The following is a 16,957-nucleotide window of genomic DNA, read 5'->3' on the forward strand; positions in this document are numbered from 1 at the left end:
GGGCGCCGGTATTGCGCTTGAGGGCCTCTTTGGCACTTCGCCGAGGGCGTCGGGCTGGATTTCCAGGCTTACGCCGTCCAGTTCAAACAGTTTTTCATACTGTTTGGCCAGGGCGTTCTTGGGTTCGGTCAGGATGCGGATGAGGGCCTCTTCATCCAGGGCATCCAGGGTGACGATGACGGGCAGACGACCGACAAATTCGGGAATCAAACCAAATTTGAGCAGGTCTTCCGGCAGGATGTTGGCCAGGATCTCACCGATTTTTTGTTCTCTTTTGGTTTGAATCTCAGCGCCGAAGCCCAGCTGCTTCTTGCCGGTGCGGTTTTGAATGATCTTTTCGATGCCGTCGAAGGCACCGCCGCAAATGAACAAAATGTTGGTGGTATCCAGCTGGATGAATTCCTGGTGCGGGTGCTTGCGTCCACCCTGAGGCGGTACGCTGGCAACGGTGCCTTCCAGGATCTTTAGCAGGGCCTGCTGTACGCCTTCGCCGGAAACGTCCCTGGTGATGGAAGGGTTCTCGGACTTACGGGCGATTTTATCAATCTCGTCGATGTAAACAATGCCCTTTTCGGCCTTTTCAACATCGTAATCCGCAGCTTGAATAAGTTTGAGCAAGATATTCTCAACGTCTTCACCGACATATCCTGCCTCGGTTAAAGAGGTGGCATCTGCGATGGCAAACGGCACGTTTAACAAGCGAGCCAGTGTCTGGGCCAGCAAGGTCTTACCACAACCGGTGGGGCCGAGCATAACAATATTGCTCTTGGAGAGTTCCACGTCTTCCACTTTGCCCCCAAGGTTAATCCGCTTGTAGTGGTTGTAGACCGCCACAGCCAGTTGACGCTTGGCATTTTCCTGGCCGATGACGTACTGATCCAGAATAGCCTTTATTTCTTTGGGCTTTGGTAAATCGCCCATATCCAAGCCGAGGTCGTCGCTTAACTCTTCTTCGATGATTTCATTGCATAGTTCAATGCACTCATCGCAGATATAAACGCCGGGTCCGGCTACAAGCTTTTTAACTTGGTCCTGCATTTTGCCGCAGAAGGAACACTTGAGCTGGCCTTTCTCGTTAAACATATTTCCACCTCTTTTATCTTTACTTCCGATACGGCATCACCTCATCGATGATCCCGTATTTTTTGGCCTCTTCGGCCGACATGAAGAAATCCCGTTCGGTATCTCTGGTAATCTTATCCAAATACTGGCCGGTGTGATGGGCTAACCTTTCGTTTAACAGGTCTTTCATGCGTAAAATTTCTTTGGCATGAATATCGATGTCTGTGGCCTGGCCCTGCACCCCGCCCAGTGGCTGGTGAATCATGATTCTTGCCATCGGCAGCGCGTAACGTTTGCCCTTTGTTCCGGCAGCTAACAGGAAAGAACCCATGCTGGCGGCCTGCCCCAGGCAAATGGTGGATACAGGGGGTTTAATGTACTGCATGGTATCATAGATGGCCAGTCCGGCAGTTACAACACCGCCCGGTGAATTAATATAAAGGTGGATATCCTTTTCAGGATCCTCCGCTTCCAGGAACAGGAACTGGGCGATGACTAAGTCCGCCACATGGTCGTCAATGGGGCCGCCAATAAAGATAATACGGTCCTTTAACATCCTTGAGTAAATGTCATACGCCCGCTCGCCCCGGTTCGTTTGTTCTACAACAATTGGTACTAAACCTGACAAGTCTATCGCCTCCTTGATCGTTTAGATCTTTTTAAAATTACGGCTATATTTAGGCTTACTTTCCTAACATATTCCGCTTACGCTTCAGTTGTGCCCTCAATTACTTTGGCATTTTCTACCAGGAAAGAAATCACTTGACGGCGGGCTATATCTTGAGATATATTCCCCACTTCACCCTGTAATTCCAAGGTTTTGCGTACAATTTCCGCATCCTGTTTTACATAGGATGCAATTTTTTGAATCTCTTCGTTAATTTCTTCTTCGGATGCCTGAATGTTTTCAGCCCTGGCAATGGCATCGAGAATTAACTCGTTCTTGACGGTCTTTTCAGCATCCGGTCTCATACGCTGGCGCATGTCATCGATGCTGGTATTGGTGTACTGAAAATATTGATCCAGATTGATTCCCTGCTGAGACAAACGATGGCCTACGTTGTTCAGCATTTCTTCAACCTTCTGCTCCACCATGATCTCAGGAACCTCTACGGTCGCATTGGCAACAGCGGCTTCAACGACGCCGTTTTGCACTGCGGATTTTGCCCTGGTTTCGGCGGCTTCCTTTAATTTATTCCGAATGTCAGACTTTAATTCTTCCAGGGTGTCAAATTCGCTGACATCCTTGGCAAGTTCATCATCCAGCGGGGCCAGTTCCTTACGTTTAATTTCTTTCACGGTTACTTTAAAGGTTGCAGGTTTGCCGGCCAGGTTTTCTGCATGGTATTCCTCGGGGAAGGTTACGTTGACATCTTTTTCTTCGCCTACTTTTACTCCGATGAGCTGGTCTTCAAAGCCGGGAATAAAGGTACCGGAACCGATGGTCAGAGAATAATTTTCGGCAGTGCCGCCTTCAAATGCTTCGCCGTCTACATAACCGGCAAAATCAATGATGGTTACATCGTCCTTTTGTACTTCTCCTTCTTCTACGGTAACCAGTTTGGCATGGCGGTTTTGCAGACGCTCCAGTTCTTTCTGTACATCTTCATCGGAGACTTCTGTGGTAGGACGCTTTACTTCCAAACCTTTATATTCGCCAAGGGTCACTTCCGGTTTGACCTCCACGGTGGCTTTAAAATAAGAGGCTTACCCGGTTCACCCTGCACAATGTCAATTTTAGGCTGGTCGATGGGCTCCGTTTCGGTTTCCTTGATGGCTTGCATGTAGGCTTCGGGGACGATCATTTCGGCGGCTTCCCCAAACAGAGTCTCTTTTCCTACATAACGTTCAACCATTGCCCTAGGCGCTTTCCCTTTACGGAAACCGGGAATGTTCACCTGCTTAACGACTCTCTGGTAGGCTTTGTTCATTGCCTGTTCCAGTTTTTCTGTCTCTACCTCAATTTCTAAAAGGACGGTGTTTTTTTCTATCCTTTCTGCTGTGGCCTTCATTTTACAGTGCTCCTCCTTAAATACATGTTTTGTTTGATAAAGCTTTTATTTTACTGAAATACACCCTCCCATAGCCTGCAACCTTAGTCCTTATAGTGTAACCCAATACGGGCATGACACTGTATTTAGTTCTACGAAGGTTGTCCAACTCCTGCCCGGAGTCAAATCATTTCCAGCCAAAAAGGGCAATTTTTTCCAGCTGCCTCGATAATTAAAATACCAGGCAGAACCCTGGCCACTGTATATCATTACAATTATACCATAATGTTAACGGTTTGCAAAACATTTGCTCAGAGAATGTTCGTTCCATTTGGTTTGACAACAGAACATTTGGTTATCAAATTTAATCATGTATACATTAAAGATAATTGAAAAAACGCAGAAATTTGTGCTAATATAGAAGTAACGGAGGATTAAAACCATGTCAAATACTTGTTCTGTTTGTAATCATCCAGCAAGCCGGATATTGGAATGCCCCATTTGCGGTGACGACGTATGCCTGTCGTGTTATGAACAATGCAACGTATGCGGGCAGTGGGTCTGCCACAGGCACATCATCTGCGTTTATAAAAAGGTTCATCTTTGTACCGATTGTTATGCCAATCAATTGCGAGATACCGACTGAAGCCGGAGGATTGTTCCCCCGGCTCTTAAATTTATTTTGCCTCCCGGGAGATGATAAGGGTAAATAATTTAAGGTTAAGCAGTAATGTTTAACCATAGGAGGGTCACCTTTCCATAGGCTCTTACGTATAATGGAGTAAGATTGTTAAGGGAGGTTAGACCCTATGTCCGACGAATTAAAAGAAACAGAAAATCCGGAGACCGCCAGTGAAGAAAACTCCGACGTTATTTCATCTTCATTTTTTAAAAGACGCGGGTTGCTTGTGGAGTTTGAATTTGTAACCCTCCAACCAAGTAACACCAGCGGTGCAACGTCTATTCCTCTTACTACAACCCCGACTACCATCGCTTCTCTAACGGGTGATGATGCTTTAAACATTTTTGTTGTATGCAGCCGGGTATGGTTAACTGCCACGGTTGGCTGGCAGGCCATTACCAATGTAGGAAACAAGGTCGATGTTCTGTTTAAAATCTTTAGAGATGCTCCTGTTACCGGTCCATTAATTTTCAGCTGCCGTCAAAGCGCCAATGCTGCGGAAGAAAATTTTGAGACCACCACTTTTACCCATGTAGATTTGCCGCTGATTCCCCTTAACCCCTGTGATGATTTTCATCATCCTGAGAAGGTTAGTTATTTCTTAACAGCCGAACTGCCATTAGCAGGCAGCCAGGCTAACGTTATCGGTCCGATTACTTTTACGGGAGCACAAATTCTACCAAATTTTAAATAAAAACTCTCTGCTACAATGGAGAAGCACCATCCCTTTACAAAAGAAAAAAGTCCGAGGAATGATCCTTGGACTTTTTCTTTTGCTGGTGCGGATGAAGGGACTTGAACCCCCACGCCTTGCGGGCACCAGATCCTAAGTCTGGCGCGTCTGCCAATTCCGCCACATCCGCATGTATTTTTTGTTTAAACATAGAAAATGGTGACCCATCCGCGACTCGAACGCGGGACACCCTGATTAAAAGTCAGGTGCTCTACCGACTGAGCTAATGGGTCACGTAAAGATGGCTGGGGCGGCTGGATTCGAACCAACGAATGCCGATTCCAAAGACCGGTGCCTTACCGCTTGGCGACGCCCCAGTATATTTATATGAATAATATGGGGTGGATAATGGGACTCGAACCCACGGCCTCCAGAGCCACAATCTGGCGCTCTAACCAGCTGAGCTATACCCACCACACAACTTTGTCGACTCGCACAAATTATGTTACCAAAATGTTAAGATGTTGTCAAGCTTATTTCAACAAGGTATTCTTTGTCATTTGATGCTGCTTTTTCCTGACACTTTAGCCACACTGCCGTGAACAATTATTGATTATATACAGGTTGATATTCATTGTCAACGGGTAAGATGAAAAAATAACCCTTAAGGATTTTCCAATTCAAGTGAATTCAAGTGGGGACGGTTCTTGACTTGAATTCATCGTTTTCAAATTCAAGTCAAGTCGAGTAGATGTGGGCCTCTCGGGTTTTAGGAGACGCTTTGTTTTCCGTTGACTGCGCCGGTTCAGCCATTTAAAGATAAATTTTATTACTTTATCTCTAAAGTTCTGTACAGAGCGCAGGTTATCAGTGATGGCCTAGTATTGATAGTATCCTTTCAATTTGCGACATAACTGATCCATTAATACCTTGACCGGCAGGTGCCGATTGTCCCGTAACCATTCTTTCACCCGAAGTAGACTGGCTTTGAATTTCTTGCGGCTGGTCTTCCTTTTGACCCGATATTTGCCCTTCTGGTTTTTACTACAGTAGTGGGTGAAACCAAGGAAATCAAATGTCTCTGGTTTGCCCTTATTATTGTTTTGGCAGGTTTGTTCTGCAAATCTGCCAAAGTTGATAATCCTGGTTTTCTCTTCTGAGATTTGAGGGTTGAATCGAGCCCAACAGACTCGCCATAGCGTTTGTTGTGATATTGCCTTCTGCCTGGCTCACAGCATCGGCCTTCCCGTTCTAGGATTTCGGAGCTCAATCCCTTCAGCTTTCGCTTTCGGCCTGCTACCTAGCTGTCTACGCTTAAATACAGGGGTTACCCCTGTGTTCCAAGACTCGCTTTGAGTGGTTGGCTAAACCTTTCTCAGTGGGATTCCCACCCATTATACGATGCGCCCTTTTCTCGGCGCACGAACCGTCCCCGACTTGAATTCGTCACTAATTGTTTAATAATGTTTTGTGCTTCTTCTACTGTGACCGGTGTTTTTGGTTTGCACAGGTCGGGAAAAGGGGCAAAGATTTCGGTAACCGCAGGCAGTTCCAGTTCTGCTTCCTGTACAATGGTTTTATCCGTCAGTAAGGCCGGGGTACCCTGGGCCAGCACCCTGCCTTCGGAGAGGATGATGATCTTGTGGGCCCAGCGGGCGGCTATATCCACATTGTGGGTAGCGGCAACGATGGTCTTGCCCTGCCGGTTCAGCTGGTCTAAAAGCTCAAACAAGGCCCGTTTTCCCGCCGGGTCTAAAAAAGCTACCGGTTCATCCAGGACAATAATGTCCGGGTTCATGGCCAGCACCCCGGCAATGGCAACCCGCTTTTTCTGGCCGTAACTCAAATGGTAAGGCACTTTGCGGCTGTACTGCTCCATTTTTACAAAACGCAAAGCTTGGCGCACCCTGGCCTCCAACTCCTCTCCCCGCAGGCCCTGGTTAACGGGGCCAAAGGCCACGTCCTCCCAGACGGTGCCGGAGAAAATTTGGTCGTCTGGGTCCTGAAACACCAGGCCCACTTTACTTCTCAGCCATTGTTCATTGGAGGGACTGACGGTTTCCTCCAGGACCTTCACCGTCCCCTGCTGGACCACATGAATGCCGTTTAAATGCAGCAGCAGGGTGGATTTGCCCGAACCGTTGGGTCCCAGAATGGCCACTTTGGTGCCGCGCTCTATGGTGAGGGAACACTTGTCCAAAGCCCTGGTGCCGTCTTTATAAAGGAAAGAAAGTTCCGTCACTTCAATAACAGGCTCCATGGAATCCCTCCCATATCAATGATCTTGATGGCCCAGGAAGCGGTAATCATGCCAGCCCCAAAGCTGAGGTCCAGTTTTTTTATCCGGTGACAGTGGCCGCAGCATTTGTACTGACCGGTGTATCCCCTGGACAGCATGGCAAAGTAAACCCTTTCCGCCCTTTCATAGGACCGCAGAAAAAGCATGGCCAGCATACTGCCAATGGTTTTACGGTATGCCTGTCCCAAAGACCTCTGCCTGGTTTAAACCCCCGGGCTTTCCTGGCAGTCTGCATGCGGTTTAGTTCATCCATTACCACCGCGATGTAGCGTACCGTAAAGTCAATGAGCAAAACAAAGATGCGGGGAAATTTAAGATGATTCAGGGCATGGATGATCTCCCGCAGGGAGGTGGTGGATGTCAGAAAGGCCATGCCCAAAAAGGCGGTCACCATACGCAGGCAGGGAAGGACCGCCGCCTCCCAGCCTTCCCTGGTAGCCACCAATTTGAGAACGCCCAATTGCAGGGTCCATACAGGTTCTCCGGGGATGACAAAGGGGAGGACAGAAACCATAACTCCACCGAAGGGCAGCACAAGAACCAGCCTTTTCACCAGGTGTACCGGGGCAATGCCTGCCAGTAGGGAGACCCCCAGCAGCAAGAAGGCCGTGATCATTAACAGTGTTTTGTCCTGCAGCGTGGTGGCGTTGATGATAAAGATCACCACAGCAATCAGCTTTACCCTGGCATCCACGCCCCTGATCCAGGTCCCGGCAGCCAGCCTTTCCTCAATGCCCTGCATTTGTTTAACCCCCGCGGCTTCCTTATGAACAATTCTGCCTTTTCACCAGGAATCTCTTCATGCCCATGACCAGGCCAAAGGTAAGCGCCACCCCGGTGGCCCCTGCTGCCCCGGTGGCCAGGAATTCACTTTGCATACCCGGCATACTATAATCGGGAATGGGGGAAGTAAGAACTTCTTTCCCATAAGCCCTTTGGATAAAGTTTTGATCTTCCGCCACTCTCTCCAACCCGTCCGGATGGGGGGAGGCAAAGGGCGACAAAAAGACAGCCACCAGTAAAGCGATCAACAAACCGGCCAGTAGTTTTTTATTCACTGCAAACATCCCCCTTCCTCAGCCAGTTGGGAGAAAACCCTGCGTTAAGGACGGCCAGCACCACCGCAGCGGTAATAACACCTTCCCCGATGCCAATCAGCGCGTGAACCCCCAGCATGGCCGGCAGGACTACGGCAAAGGGTATCCCCGACAGGGCAAGTTCTGCGCTGGTCATGAAGGCCGCGGCCATTACGGAGGCCCAGGAAGCGGCAAAGGAGGCCAGGGCAACACCGGTTTTCCCTTTGATCAACCGACTTAGGGGCCCGTAAATGCCGGCGGCTACCAGCACGCCAACGACCCCCATGTTTAAAATATTGGCCCCCAGGGCGGTCAGCCCGCCATCCTGAAAAACAAAACACTGGATCATCAGTACCGTGGCCAGAACGATACTGGCACTCCATGGACCCAGCAGGGCTGTTGCCAGGGCCGCCCCCAGCAGGTGACCGGATGTTCCCCCGGCGATGGGAAAATTGATCATCTGGGCGGCAAAGATAAAGGCTGCCATTACTCCCAGTTGGGGTACCTGTCGGTCACTGATTTGTTCCCTGGTTTTAGCAATGCTGTAGCCCAGGACCCTGTGCTGATGGCCGTAGCGGAAACCCAGGTTTTGGCATCTAAAAAACCATCCGGGATGTGCATATATATCCCTCCCTAATTTAATGAAAAACCTCTACCGGGCTTTTCTTATCTTCCTAACGTGAAATAAAAAAGCCATGTAGGTTCCGGACTTCCGGTTCAACAACTTCCGTGGCTTTGACAAGAACTTTATTATCAATAAAACTGCGGTGTCCGGTTTGAATTCCCTGTAGTGATTTTATTCTCCGGAAACTTCATTATTCCTGCCATTTGAAAGGTAAGAAGTGAGAAATCTTTGAAAGGTTGTATCTTATGTATCTATCACTTCGCATCCCTGAACTTTATACTGTCTCCTCCTGTTTGGGTAGGCACTGGATGGCAATGACGCCGGCCAGTATCATGGCGCAGCCCAGAAGTTGCAGGGGATACATCAGTTCCCCCAGAACCAGGAAAGCAACTGCCGCTGCCACCACCGGTTCCAGGGTGCTGGTTAACCCGGTGATCACCGGTGTGAGGTAGTTCAGGCCGCAAAAATAAAAACCAAAGGGCAGTACCGTGGCAAATACCGCGATGTAGAGAAAAAACAACCACTCAGTGGTGCTGTGACCCACCATGGCGATCCAGGGCGGCTGAAAAACATTCCAGACCAGCGCCCCGAAGCCGAAACAATATAAAAGGGTGGTCCAGGGGTTGAGGGTGCTCAGACCCTTCTTCCCGTAGATGGTGTAAAAGGCCAGGGTCACGGCAGAAACCAGACCGCTCACCAGTCCCGGCAGGTTCACCGCCAGTCCCCCTCCCGGGGCGCCGTTCACAATCAGGTAACCGCCCCCGGCGGTCAGCAGCAGGGCCAGCAGTTTGGCGGGCCCCATCTTTTCCCCCTGAAAGAGAAAGGCGTAGGCGGCCACAATGCCTGGCGCCAGGTACTGCAGAAACACTGCGGTGGCCACGTTGGTCTGGCTGATGGTATAGAGATAACTGAACTGATTCAGCGCAATTCCGCCGATCCCCAGTACGGCCAGGTAGAGAAGATCGCATTTTTTTACCCGTAGCAAATGAGGTTTCCAAAGGGCCAGGTAGGCCAGCAGCACCAGGAAGGACAAAGTAATCCTGATGGTGACCAGGTGCAGGGGGTTTACCTGCTGGTTAAATAAAATTTTGGCCACGGTGCCGGAGATCCCCCACATGGACGTAGCCCCTACCAAAAAGAAAAATCCTTTGACGGACGGCTTCAAACCTTACACCCCCTGAGGGTATTGTAACAGATTCCCCGGTCTGTGGAATACAGAAAAGTTGCCCTTTGGCGGACAAAAGTTTATTCCCGGATGACAGGCATGGACAAATTCTGTTATTATTAGAACTATCTACGGTTTTGCGAAGGAGGTTTAGTCAGTTGGTTCGTTCAGACATAAAAGAAGGGATTAGTGCGGCCCTGCCGGTTGTCTTCGGTTATTTTCCCATCGGAATGGCCTTTGGCGTTTTAGCGGTGCAATCGGGCATGTCCACCGTAGAAATTTTTATGATGTCTTTGCTGGTATACGCAGGTTCTTCCCAATTTATCGCGGCAGGCTGCTGGCAGCCCAGGCTTCCATCGGCGCCATTGTTTTAACCACTTTTCTGGTCAATTCCCGTCATATGTTAATGACGGCTTCCCTGGCTCCTTACGTAAGAAACATTAATGCGAAATTACTGTCTCTGCTGGGCTTTTGGGTCACCGATGAAACCTATGCCATTTCCATCGGCGCGGTTGCAAAACAGCAAAAAAGTCAGTGGTACTTCTTGGGCTTGTTTATTACTTCCCATTTGGCCTGGCTTTCCAGCACCGTGCTGGGCTCGGTGATGGGCAACTTTATCCCGGAGCCCCAAAAGTTCGGCCTTGATTTTGCCCTGCCGGCCATGTTCATCGCCCTGCTGATCCTTCAGGTGAGACACAAGAAGGCCATTTCCATTATCTTTATTTCCGCAGTCTTATCCATCGGTATCAAACTGAACCTGGGCGGCAGTTGGAACATCATCCTGGCCACCGTCATTTCTGTAACGATAGGAGTGTTGATTGATAAATGGATGGAAAAGTCCTCACAATCATTATCGGCATGATGATTGTCACCTACATCCCCCGCATGCTGCCCCTGGCCATTTTATCCCGCATCAATATTTCCAAGGGACTGCTGAACTGGCTGAGTTATGTCCCGGTGGCCGTGCTGTCCGCGCTGCTGGCCCCGGAACTGCTGCTGAAAGACGGGCAGCTCAGTGTCAATCTTTCAAACACCTACCTGCTGGCTGCCATCCCCTGCTTTATCACCGGTATTTACAGCAAGAGCATCTTTTTAACGGTGGTCACCGGCATGGCATGGTGGTTCTGTTAAACAAGTTCATGTAAAAATGCCGCCGAACAGAACCGGCGGCATTTTTGATCAGCCCTTCTTGCAAGGTAACAAACCCTATCTGCCATAGAGTAACCACAACCACTCCATTACCTAAAGCTTTGTCCCTTCCACCGGAGAATAGCTTAAATGCAGGGCATACTCCACCTTGTCGTCAAAGGCTGATCGTGGGAAACCAGCAGCAGCTGCTCAAATTTACATTCCTGCTGGGCTTTGCTGACGGCCTCGGCCAGCATGATCCTGCTCTCGGTATCCAGACCGTAGGTGGGTTCGTCAAAGGCACAAAAACCGGCAGTGGAAAATTCCTTTACCAGGGCCAGCTGCATGGCCAGGGCGGCTTTCATTTGCTGCCCGCCGGAGAGGCTGGCAAACCGCTTCTCCCCGGAAACCGTGGTGACCGTCAGGCTGTAATCTCCGGCGCGCCAGTGAAACTGGGCTGCTTCGTTGCTCATGGAATTATAAATGGCCTGGGCCTGGGCGGCCACCCGGCAGGTCAGGTTTCTGGCTACCGGCTCCTGGGCGTTTTTCAGGGTATGCCGGGCCTTTTCTAAAATCTTTTCCTGGGACTGCAGGCGTACCAGTTCCTTTACCTGTTCCTCCCTTTGCCGGTGCAGATGGTTCATCTGTTGTACCCTTTGCTTCTGCTCCTCCACCAGCCTGACCGCTTCCTCCAGCTTGCTGGTGGCTTCACCCAGGTCCAGGTTGGCCCGGGCGTAGAGTTCTTTTAGCTCCCTGTGTTGATCCGGATTGTAGGCAGCTTCGGCTGCCTTGAATTTTTGCTCGGACGCCGCCAGTTCGCTTTCTGCTTCTCTAAGCCTGGCCCTGTGTTGGTCCAGCTTGTCCAGGTATTCCTGCGTTTTTTCGGCGGCCGGCTGGTTCTGCAGGTATTTTGTATAACCGGGCAGGTGGCGGCTCTTCACCCGGTTTGCTTCAGCCAGTTTTTCATCCAGTCCCGCATAGGGCTGCAGCTGCTGTTCCAATTCCTCAATTTGCTGCTGCATTCCGGCAAGGGAGCCTGCAAGAACGGCGGCTTTCTTTTCTGCCTCCCCGGCCCTTTGCAAAAGCAGTTGAATATCCTGAGCCAGTGCCTTGAGGGTCCTGTCCTCGGCATCCATTTCTTTCCTGCGGGCTACCCGCATGGTCATGATTTCCTGGGCCGCGTTGTACTGTTGTTCCACCACAGGCTTCCACTTTTGAAAACAATCGTAGAGGAATCTTTGCAGGTCTTTCATTTCTTCCACCGCCGCCCGGTAAACGGACGGGTCAAGCTCCTGAGTTTCAACAAGGCCCCTGAGTCTGGGCGGTATTTCACCCATCTTTAATTGCAAAACCAGTTTTTCCGCCGCCAGCCGGCCGGCGGGGTCCTCCAGTTGCTGATACAACCCGGCGATGCCCTTGCCGAGCTGGCGGACCCGGGCCTGTTTTTCCACCTCTTCCTTCTCCAGGGCCAGCCATTTTTCCAGCTCAGCCCCGGCCCCGGCCGCCAGGCGGAGTTTTTCCCGGTGCTCCTCAGCCGCAGCCTTTATTTTCTGGTTTAAACCGGCTAAGTCCTGCCTGGCCTTTGCGGGGTCGAACTGGCTGCAGGCGGTGCCCAGGAGGGGACACTGTCCGCCGGAAAGCCTGGCCAGCTGTTGTTCCAGGTTGGCCTTGTCTTGCTTGGTCCTTTCCAAAAGGGCCCTGCATTCACGTTCCTGACTCTCGGCCTGTTCAAGTTGCTCTTTGGCCCGTGCCATCCGTTGAGGAATTTTGGTGTCAAGTTGGCGAAAAGTTTGCTCCAGTTCCGTCATCTGGTCAATGGCCGATTTGTTCACAGCGCTCATGGCCTTGAGCCATTCCACCACCCGGACCAGGCCATTCTTTAGTTCTTCCGCCCGTTCCTTTGCCTGCAGGCAGTCCCCTTCGCCGGCCTCATACAGGGCCACCTGCTGCTGCAGGACTTCCCGTCTGCTTTGATATTCACGCTCTTTACTGCCGGCATTTTCCCGGTCCCTGGCTGCTTCTTGTCTTTTTGCTGCCAGGTCCCTGGTTAAACCCGTTTCTTCCCTCTGAAGGGTGGTGAGCGTTTTATGTAAACTATCTCGGGTGACCCGTTGTTTTTCCAACTGGCTGATTTGCTTTTCCAATAAAGTGAACGCCTGGTAGTCTTCCTTAGTTTGTTCTAGGATTTTCCCCGCCTGCCTGGCCTCCTCAACCCGGGCCGAGGCCATGTTCACGTCGGCCCGGGCCTGCCCTGCATTGCTTCTGGCCTCGCCAACCTTCAGCACAGCCGTCTGGTATTGCTTCATTAAGTCGTCGTACCGCTCCAGGTCCCGGCCTGTACTTTCCAACCGTTCCCGGCATTTCTGCACCAGCATTTCCAAAACAGCCTTTTGCTGCAAACCTTCTTCCAGCTTCGCCGGTGCATCCCGGAGCTGAGCAATCTGGCCCTCCAACCCGCTGATGACGCTGCGCTGGTTGGCCATGTCCTGCCGGATTTCATCACAGGGTTCCTTTAAATAATCAAAACACTGGCGAAAAATGTCCACGTCCAGAAGAGGGTCAAAGTGGTTTTTGGCTTCGCTGGGCTTCAGGTCAAAGGGCAGGGTGAAACGGCCCTGTTTTACCCCCAGCAGGCTGTGAAAAACCTCCGCCAGGCGTTCCGGAGCATCCACACCGGCCAGGTTGGCCAGAAAGGCCTTGACCTCTTGCTCCCCTTCGGCCTCGATGAAGTCATCATCCTGCCGCACAACCTTCCAGCGCCGTCCCCCGTTGCCCGCATCCCTTTCAACCCGGTACAGGCAGTCCTGGTGCCAGACCCAGACATCGATTTCGCCGGATTTGCTGCCATTCCTTAATAAATAGGTGTTTTTGGCCATCCTGCGTTGCCCCTGACGGGTTCGGCGTCAAACAGGGCATAGCCGATGGCCTCAATGAGCGTGCTTTTGCCGGCCCCGTTTTTGCCGGCGATCTGGTTGATGCCCGGCTCCAGGTGGACGGTAATCCCCTGGCCGCTGTCACCCTCACCATAGCTTTTGATGTTTTTCAACCTGATTTTTTGTATCCACATCAGGCATCACCTTCCTTTGCCGTGGCCACGGACCTCTCCGGCATTTCCTCCAGGGCCTCCGCCACCAGCAATTCCAGCAGCCCACAGGCATTAAGCCTTTCCCTGATCTCCTGGGCCGAGGCCCGGCTGCGCACATCTTCCTTCAGTTGGTAAAACAACCTGGTCAGCATGCCTGCCTGGTGTTCCAACCCCGGCAGCGGGTTATGCATGACCACCTCATGGATGGCAGACAGTTCAAGGGCCTCCCTGGAAGGAATTTCTTGAAGGGTGCCCTCCGGAGAATTTTCCCCGACAGCCAGCTGCAGGCCGCCGGAATTTACCTCCACAGCCTTCACCGGCAGGTTTTCCTCCAAATAAAGGGCCAGGGCTTCGGTATCCAGGCGGATGCGGCCCAGGTTGACCGTACCGGTCAGTTCCAACCTCACAGCATCCTCCGGCGACGCTCCCAGGACCCGAAGATTTTCTGTAATGTCTGCCTGAATGGCATCCATGGCCCGCTTGGTTTTATTGCTGTGGGGAGAGCAGTCATAGCGCAGGCTGAAGACTTTTCTCCTGGGAACCGCCACAATTTCCACCCTTTGCAGGGGGCATGTCCGGGACGGGTCCATTTCCACCACCGCCATGCCCCGGGGTTGTCCGTCGTAACGGCACTCTTCCAGACGGACATGTTCCGGGGAACCGGGGTTGACGGCCCATCCCCCGTGGTTCATGGGTTTGTGAATGTGGCCCAGGGCCAGGTAATCCACGCATTGGTGGAGGAACTCCAGGTTTTCTTTGGAGAATCCGCCGCCTTCTTGTACCACATAGTCAGGCCCGGCATGCAGCAGCATGATCGACGCCCCGGGCTTACCGTCCTGCTGCCAGCCTGTGAGGGTTTCAGCAATCAGGCGGGCCCTTTTAATGGTGCCGGCGCCCAGGTAGCCCGCACCGACAATGCGGACTCCTTTGAAGTCGATGTAGGAACCGCTTCTTTTCCGACCATCCCAGGGTGTAATCAGCGGCCCCTCGGATGTGAAGGGAATGGATAACAGGTGGATCAGTCCGATATCATTTAAATACCGTACCCAGGTGTGTGACTCTCCGGTAACGGTGGCCCGGTCGTGGTTGCCTTCAATGGCAAAGACAGGAACCCCCGCTTCTTGAAGGGGCTTCAGACAGGCGGTGGCCTGCTGCAAAACAGGGGGCTGGATGCTGGGAGAATCATAAAGGTCCCCGGCAATAAGCAGGGCGTCCGCTTTTTGTTCAATGGTATACCGGACAATCCAATCAAGGGCCTGTGCAAAATCCGAATCCGGCAGTTTGCCGCCCAGGCGCTGCCGGCCCAGGTGAATATCCGAACAGTGAATAAATTTTACCGTGGCCATAAATTGCACTCCTTCAGCAACTTGTACTGGTTCAATTATATCCAACCCGCAGTCTGATTGCCAGGTTCTATATCTAATGCAAAAAATTGGAGCGGCTGATGCCCTGGATTTTCTGCGAGCTTCTTCCTTCCAGGGGTATACTATCCAAAAAAGTAATTATGAAAAAACAAAAGGCCCTCCACCAGGTGAAGGGCTTTTTGTCTTACTTGTTTTCTACCTGTGCTCTGTCACGGAACAGGGTGGGAATTAAAATAATGCCGGAAATACCTACTAAGCTGTAGATAATTCTGCTTAGCAAAGAGGCTTCCCGTACTGCGTCCCCACCGAGCAGGGCAGCAACCAGGTCCCAGCTGAAAAGGCCAACCAGCAACCAGTTTAATGCGCCTACGATGACCAGCACCAAGGCAATTCTGGATAACAATTCCACCGTTATCACTCCTTGATGAAAAAATATGATTACGATGAGTATTGTTACCCAATTTGTTAATTGTTATACACTTTAAACCAAAAAATTAGATATCAGTCAACTATTTTTGACCAGAGCAATTATTTATACATTGGATCCGTCGTTATTTTAAAGAAATACTCTATCCCCTACTCTCGCCCTGCCGGGGCAGGGGACGTTTCACAGGATTTAACTTCTATCTCCTAACAGCCTATTTCCCTTCGAAGCGGTCAATAGGCACTTACCGGTCAGCCTTCCTGAAACCCGCAGCCTCTGCCTCTGCTTCAGTCGTAAACCAGACCTCAGGCTTGGTTCTTTCATAGTTTGCCTGTTCCGGCAGGTGATAGATTTTATCCCCTTTTTTGTTGATATTCCCTTTGATAAGACCCCGGCCCCGGCTGTCAACATATTCTTTGTTCTGGCCGGTCGACCCTGCCGCCGAAGTCGCTCTTGCAGTTTCCACTTCAATTTTCTTCCCGTCGGAGGTCATGACAATGGTTCCCGCCTGGGAAGTGCGGTAAACTTTGATTTGGGCCGCCGCCAATTTTTGCAGCGTCTCCCGGTGCGGGTGCCCGTAGTCATTGTTCTGCCCCACGGAGATAACCGCCATTTTCGGTGATACCGCCTTCAGAAACTGCTCTCCGGTGGAAGAACTGCTGCCGTGATGACCGATCTTTAAAACTTCCGCCTTTAGGTTGTATCCCTTTTTCAGCATTTCCTGCTCCGATGTCCCTTCGGCATCCCCCGTTAAAAGAAAGCTGCTGTCCCCAAAGGTCACCTTACAAACAATGCTGTAGTCATTCAGTTCCTCATAGCCGGTGCCATTGGGTGCCAAAATGTCCACCCGGGCCTCACCCAGTGTGAAGGTCTGTCCTCCTTGGGCAGCGGTGGCTTTCAGGTTTTTCTCTTTGACAGCCAGTAAGACATCTTTGTAGGTTTGGGTACTGTGATTCACCTTTGGCAAATAAACTTTGTCAACGGTAAAGGCATTTATTACATGATCCATGCCCCCCACGTGGTCCTCGTGGGGGTGGGTCCCCATAACGACCGACAGCTTTTTAACTCCCTGCTGCTTAAGATAATTCTCCACCCCTTCCCCGTCCTCATTGTTACCGGCATCAATCAACATATTTTCCTCGCCCGCCTGCACCAGGATGGCATCGGCCTGCCCCACGTCGATAAAATGTACCTTCAGAATACCGGGCTGGATTTTAGGCGCCTCCGGCTTTACGGCATCCCGGGCTGCCTGGCTGCAGCCAGTAATGAAGATTAGTAATCCTAATGCAAGAACAATAAACCTTCTCATTTTCTCTTCTCCCTTGTTTTTATGTAACAAATCTTATTATACCATTAACCTTCAAGCGGTGCCTTCCCTTAGGT

At 51.0% G+C, this 16,957-nt stretch carries 14 protein-coding genes, 4 tRNA genes and 4 pseudogenes; 3 read left to right on the top strand and 19 right to left on the bottom strand.

What is annotated here, in order from left to right:
- The 3 genes and pseudogenes from clpX to tig all read right to left on the bottom strand — a co-directional run.
- Positions 1 to 1,083, bottom strand: a pseudogene (clpX, locus tag P378_RS16095) (ATP-dependent Clp protease ATP-binding subunit ClpX); the annotation flags it as partial.
- 19 nt (positions 1,084 to 1,102) lie between these two features.
- Positions 1,103 to 1,690 (bottom strand): ATP-dependent Clp endopeptidase proteolytic subunit ClpP, encoded by a 588-nt coding sequence (gene clpP, locus P378_RS16100; RefSeq protein ID WP_099083952.1) that lies wholly within the window; start codon positions 1,688 to 1,690, stop codon positions 1,103 to 1,105.
- A gap of 77 nt (positions 1,691 to 1,767) precedes the next feature.
- Positions 1,768 to 3,074 (bottom strand): annotated as a pseudogene (gene tig / locus P378_RS16105) (trigger factor).
- A 788-nt stretch (positions 3,075 to 3,862) separates the two neighbouring features.
- On the opposite strand from tig, the gene P378_RS16115 reads away from it, so the two are divergent.
- The gene (locus P378_RS16115) at positions 3,863 to 4,429 is read left to right on the top strand and encodes a hypothetical protein (RefSeq protein ID WP_099083954.1); all 567 of its coding nucleotides are present in this window, start codon (positions 3,863 to 3,865) and stop codon (positions 4,427 to 4,429) included.
- 83 nt (positions 4,430 to 4,512) lie between these two features.
- Here the strand turns inward: P378_RS16115 and P378_RS16120 are convergent.
- The 11 genes and pseudogenes from P378_RS16120 to P378_RS16160 all read right to left on the bottom strand — a co-directional run bounded on the left by P378_RS16120 (position 4,513) and on the right by P378_RS16160 (position 9,573).
- Positions 4,513 to 4,598: transfer RNA gene (locus P378_RS16120), tRNA-Leu, on the bottom strand.
- Positions 4,599 to 4,625: 27 nt separating this feature from the next.
- A tRNA-Lys gene (locus tag P378_RS16125) sits at positions 4,626 to 4,701 on the bottom strand.
- A gap of 9 nt (positions 4,702 to 4,710) precedes the next feature.
- A tRNA-Gln gene (locus tag P378_RS16130) sits at positions 4,711 to 4,785 on the bottom strand.
- A gap of 20 nt (positions 4,786 to 4,805) precedes the next feature.
- Positions 4,806 to 4,882, bottom strand: a tRNA-His gene (locus tag P378_RS16135).
- Between the two features lie 901 nt (positions 4,883 to 5,783).
- Positions 5,784 to 6,668: an ATP-binding cassette domain-containing protein gene (locus P378_RS16140; protein ID WP_099083955.1), complete on the bottom strand. Its 885-nt coding sequence runs from the start codon at positions 6,666 to 6,668 to the stop codon at positions 5,784 to 5,786.
- Positions 6,647 to 6,862, bottom strand: a complete 216-nt coding sequence (locus P378_RS23185) for a CbiQ family ECF transporter T component (protein WP_338013944.1) — start codon at positions 6,860 to 6,862, stop codon at positions 6,647 to 6,649. The genes P378_RS16140 and P378_RS23185 overlap by 22 nt, the downstream gene beginning before the upstream one ends.
- 104 nt (positions 6,863 to 6,966) lie before the next feature.
- A pseudogene (locus tag P378_RS23190) lies at positions 6,967 to 7,449 on the bottom strand (energy-coupling factor transporter transmembrane component T family protein); the annotation flags it as partial.
- A gap of 22 nt (positions 7,450 to 7,471) precedes the next feature.
- Complete coding sequence (locus P378_RS16150; RefSeq protein WP_338013945.1) at positions 7,472 to 7,774, bottom strand: PDGLE domain-containing protein; 303 nt, start codon at positions 7,772 to 7,774, stop codon at positions 7,472 to 7,474.
- Complete coding sequence (locus P378_RS16155) at positions 7,758 to 8,324, bottom strand: energy-coupling factor ABC transporter permease (RefSeq protein WP_338013947.1); 567 nt, start codon at positions 8,322 to 8,324, stop codon at positions 7,758 to 7,760. The genes P378_RS16150 and P378_RS16155 overlap by 17 nt, the downstream gene beginning before the upstream one ends.
- Positions 8,270 to 8,404 carry a hypothetical protein gene (locus P378_RS23745; RefSeq protein WP_338013946.1) on the bottom strand — a complete coding sequence of 45 codons (135 nt, stop codon included), beginning with the start codon at positions 8,402 to 8,404 and terminating at the stop codon, positions 8,270 to 8,272. The genes P378_RS16155 and P378_RS23745 overlap by 55 nt, the downstream gene beginning before the upstream one ends.
- Positions 8,405 to 8,682: 278 nt before the next feature.
- Entirely contained in the window at positions 8,683 to 9,573 is an 891-nt protein-coding gene (locus P378_RS16160; RefSeq protein ID WP_099083956.1) for a DMT family transporter, read from the bottom strand.
- 230 nt (positions 9,574 to 9,803) lie between these two features.
- On the opposite strand from P378_RS16160, the pseudogene P378_RS16165 reads away from it, so the two are divergent.
- Positions 9,804 to 10,435: pseudogene (locus P378_RS16165) on the top strand (AzlC family ABC transporter permease).
- Positions 10,399 to 10,704: an AzlD domain-containing protein gene (locus P378_RS16170; RefSeq protein WP_238473338.1), complete on the top strand. Its 306-nt coding sequence runs from the start codon at positions 10,399 to 10,401 to the stop codon at positions 10,702 to 10,704. The pseudogene P378_RS16165 and the gene P378_RS16170 overlap by 37 nt, the downstream one beginning before the upstream one ends.
- Positions 10,705 to 10,847: 143 nt before the next feature.
- Here the strand turns inward: P378_RS16170 and P378_RS16175 are convergent, their stop codons facing one another.
- The 5 genes from P378_RS16175 to P378_RS16190 all read right to left on the bottom strand — a co-directional run bounded on the left by P378_RS16175 (position 10,848) and on the right by P378_RS16190 (position 16,883).
- Complete coding sequence (locus P378_RS16175) at positions 10,848 to 13,577, bottom strand: SMC family ATPase (protein WP_238473339.1); 2,730 nt, start codon at positions 13,575 to 13,577, stop codon at positions 10,848 to 10,850.
- Positions 13,553 to 13,768, bottom strand: coding sequence for an AAA family ATPase (locus tag P378_RS22305; protein ID WP_238473340.1), 216 nt, complete (start codon positions 13,766 to 13,768; stop codon positions 13,553 to 13,555). Before P378_RS22305 ends, P378_RS16175 begins: the two co-directional genes overlap by 25 nt.
- Positions 13,768 to 15,132 (bottom strand): metallophosphoesterase family protein, encoded by a 1,365-nt coding sequence (locus P378_RS16180; protein ID WP_099083957.1) that lies wholly within the window; start codon positions 15,130 to 15,132, stop codon positions 13,768 to 13,770. Before P378_RS16180 ends, P378_RS22305 begins: the two co-directional genes overlap by 1 nt.
- A 202-nt stretch (positions 15,133 to 15,334) precedes the next feature.
- Complete coding sequence (locus tag P378_RS16185; RefSeq protein WP_099083500.1) at positions 15,335 to 15,559, bottom strand: DUF378 domain-containing protein; 225 nt, start codon at positions 15,557 to 15,559, stop codon at positions 15,335 to 15,337.
- A gap of 259 nt (positions 15,560 to 15,818) precedes the next feature.
- A complete protein-coding gene (locus tag P378_RS16190; protein ID WP_099083499.1) occupies positions 15,819 to 16,883 on the bottom strand; it encodes a ComEC/Rec2 family competence protein in 1,065 nt (354 codons plus the stop codon).
- Between the last annotated feature and the right edge of the window lie 74 nt (positions 16,884 to 16,957).

The organism is Desulforamulus profundi (assembly GCF_002607855.1).

Coding starts and splice junctions, on each gene's coding strand:
- P378_RS16115 (WP_099083954.1), top strand. CDS start 3,863: ATGTCCGACGAATTAAAAGAAACAGAAAATCCGGAGACCGCCAGTGAA.
- P378_RS16140 (WP_099083955.1), bottom strand. CDS start 6,668: ATGGAGCCTGTTATTGAAGTGACGGAACTTTCTTTCCTTTATAAAGAC.
- P378_RS23185 (WP_338013944.1), bottom strand. CDS start 6,862: ATGCTGGCCATGCTTTTTCTGCGGTCCTATGAAAGGGCGGAAAGGGTT.
- P378_RS16150 (WP_338013945.1), bottom strand. CDS start 7,774: ATGTTTGCAGTGAATAAAAAACTACTGGCCGGTTTGTTGATCGCTTTA.
- P378_RS23745 (WP_338013946.1), bottom strand. CDS start 8,404: ATGCACATCCCGGATGGTTTTTTAGATGCCAAAACCTGGGTTTCCGCT.
- P378_RS16170 (WP_238473338.1), top strand. CDS start 10,399: ATGGATGGAAAAGTCCTCACAATCATTATCGGCATGATGATTGTCACC.
- P378_RS16175 (WP_238473339.1), bottom strand. CDS start 13,577: ATGGCCAAAAACACCTATTTATTAAGGAATGGCAGCAAATCCGGCGAA.
- P378_RS22305 (WP_238473340.1), bottom strand. CDS start 13,768: ATGTGGATACAAAAAATCAGGTTGAAAAACATCAAAAGCTATGGTGAG.
- P378_RS16180 (WP_099083957.1), bottom strand. CDS start 15,132: ATGGCCACGGTAAAATTTATTCACTGTTCGGATATTCACCTGGGCCGG.
- P378_RS16190 (WP_099083499.1), bottom strand. CDS start 16,883: ATGAGAAGGTTTATTGTTCTTGCATTAGGATTACTAATCTTCATTACT.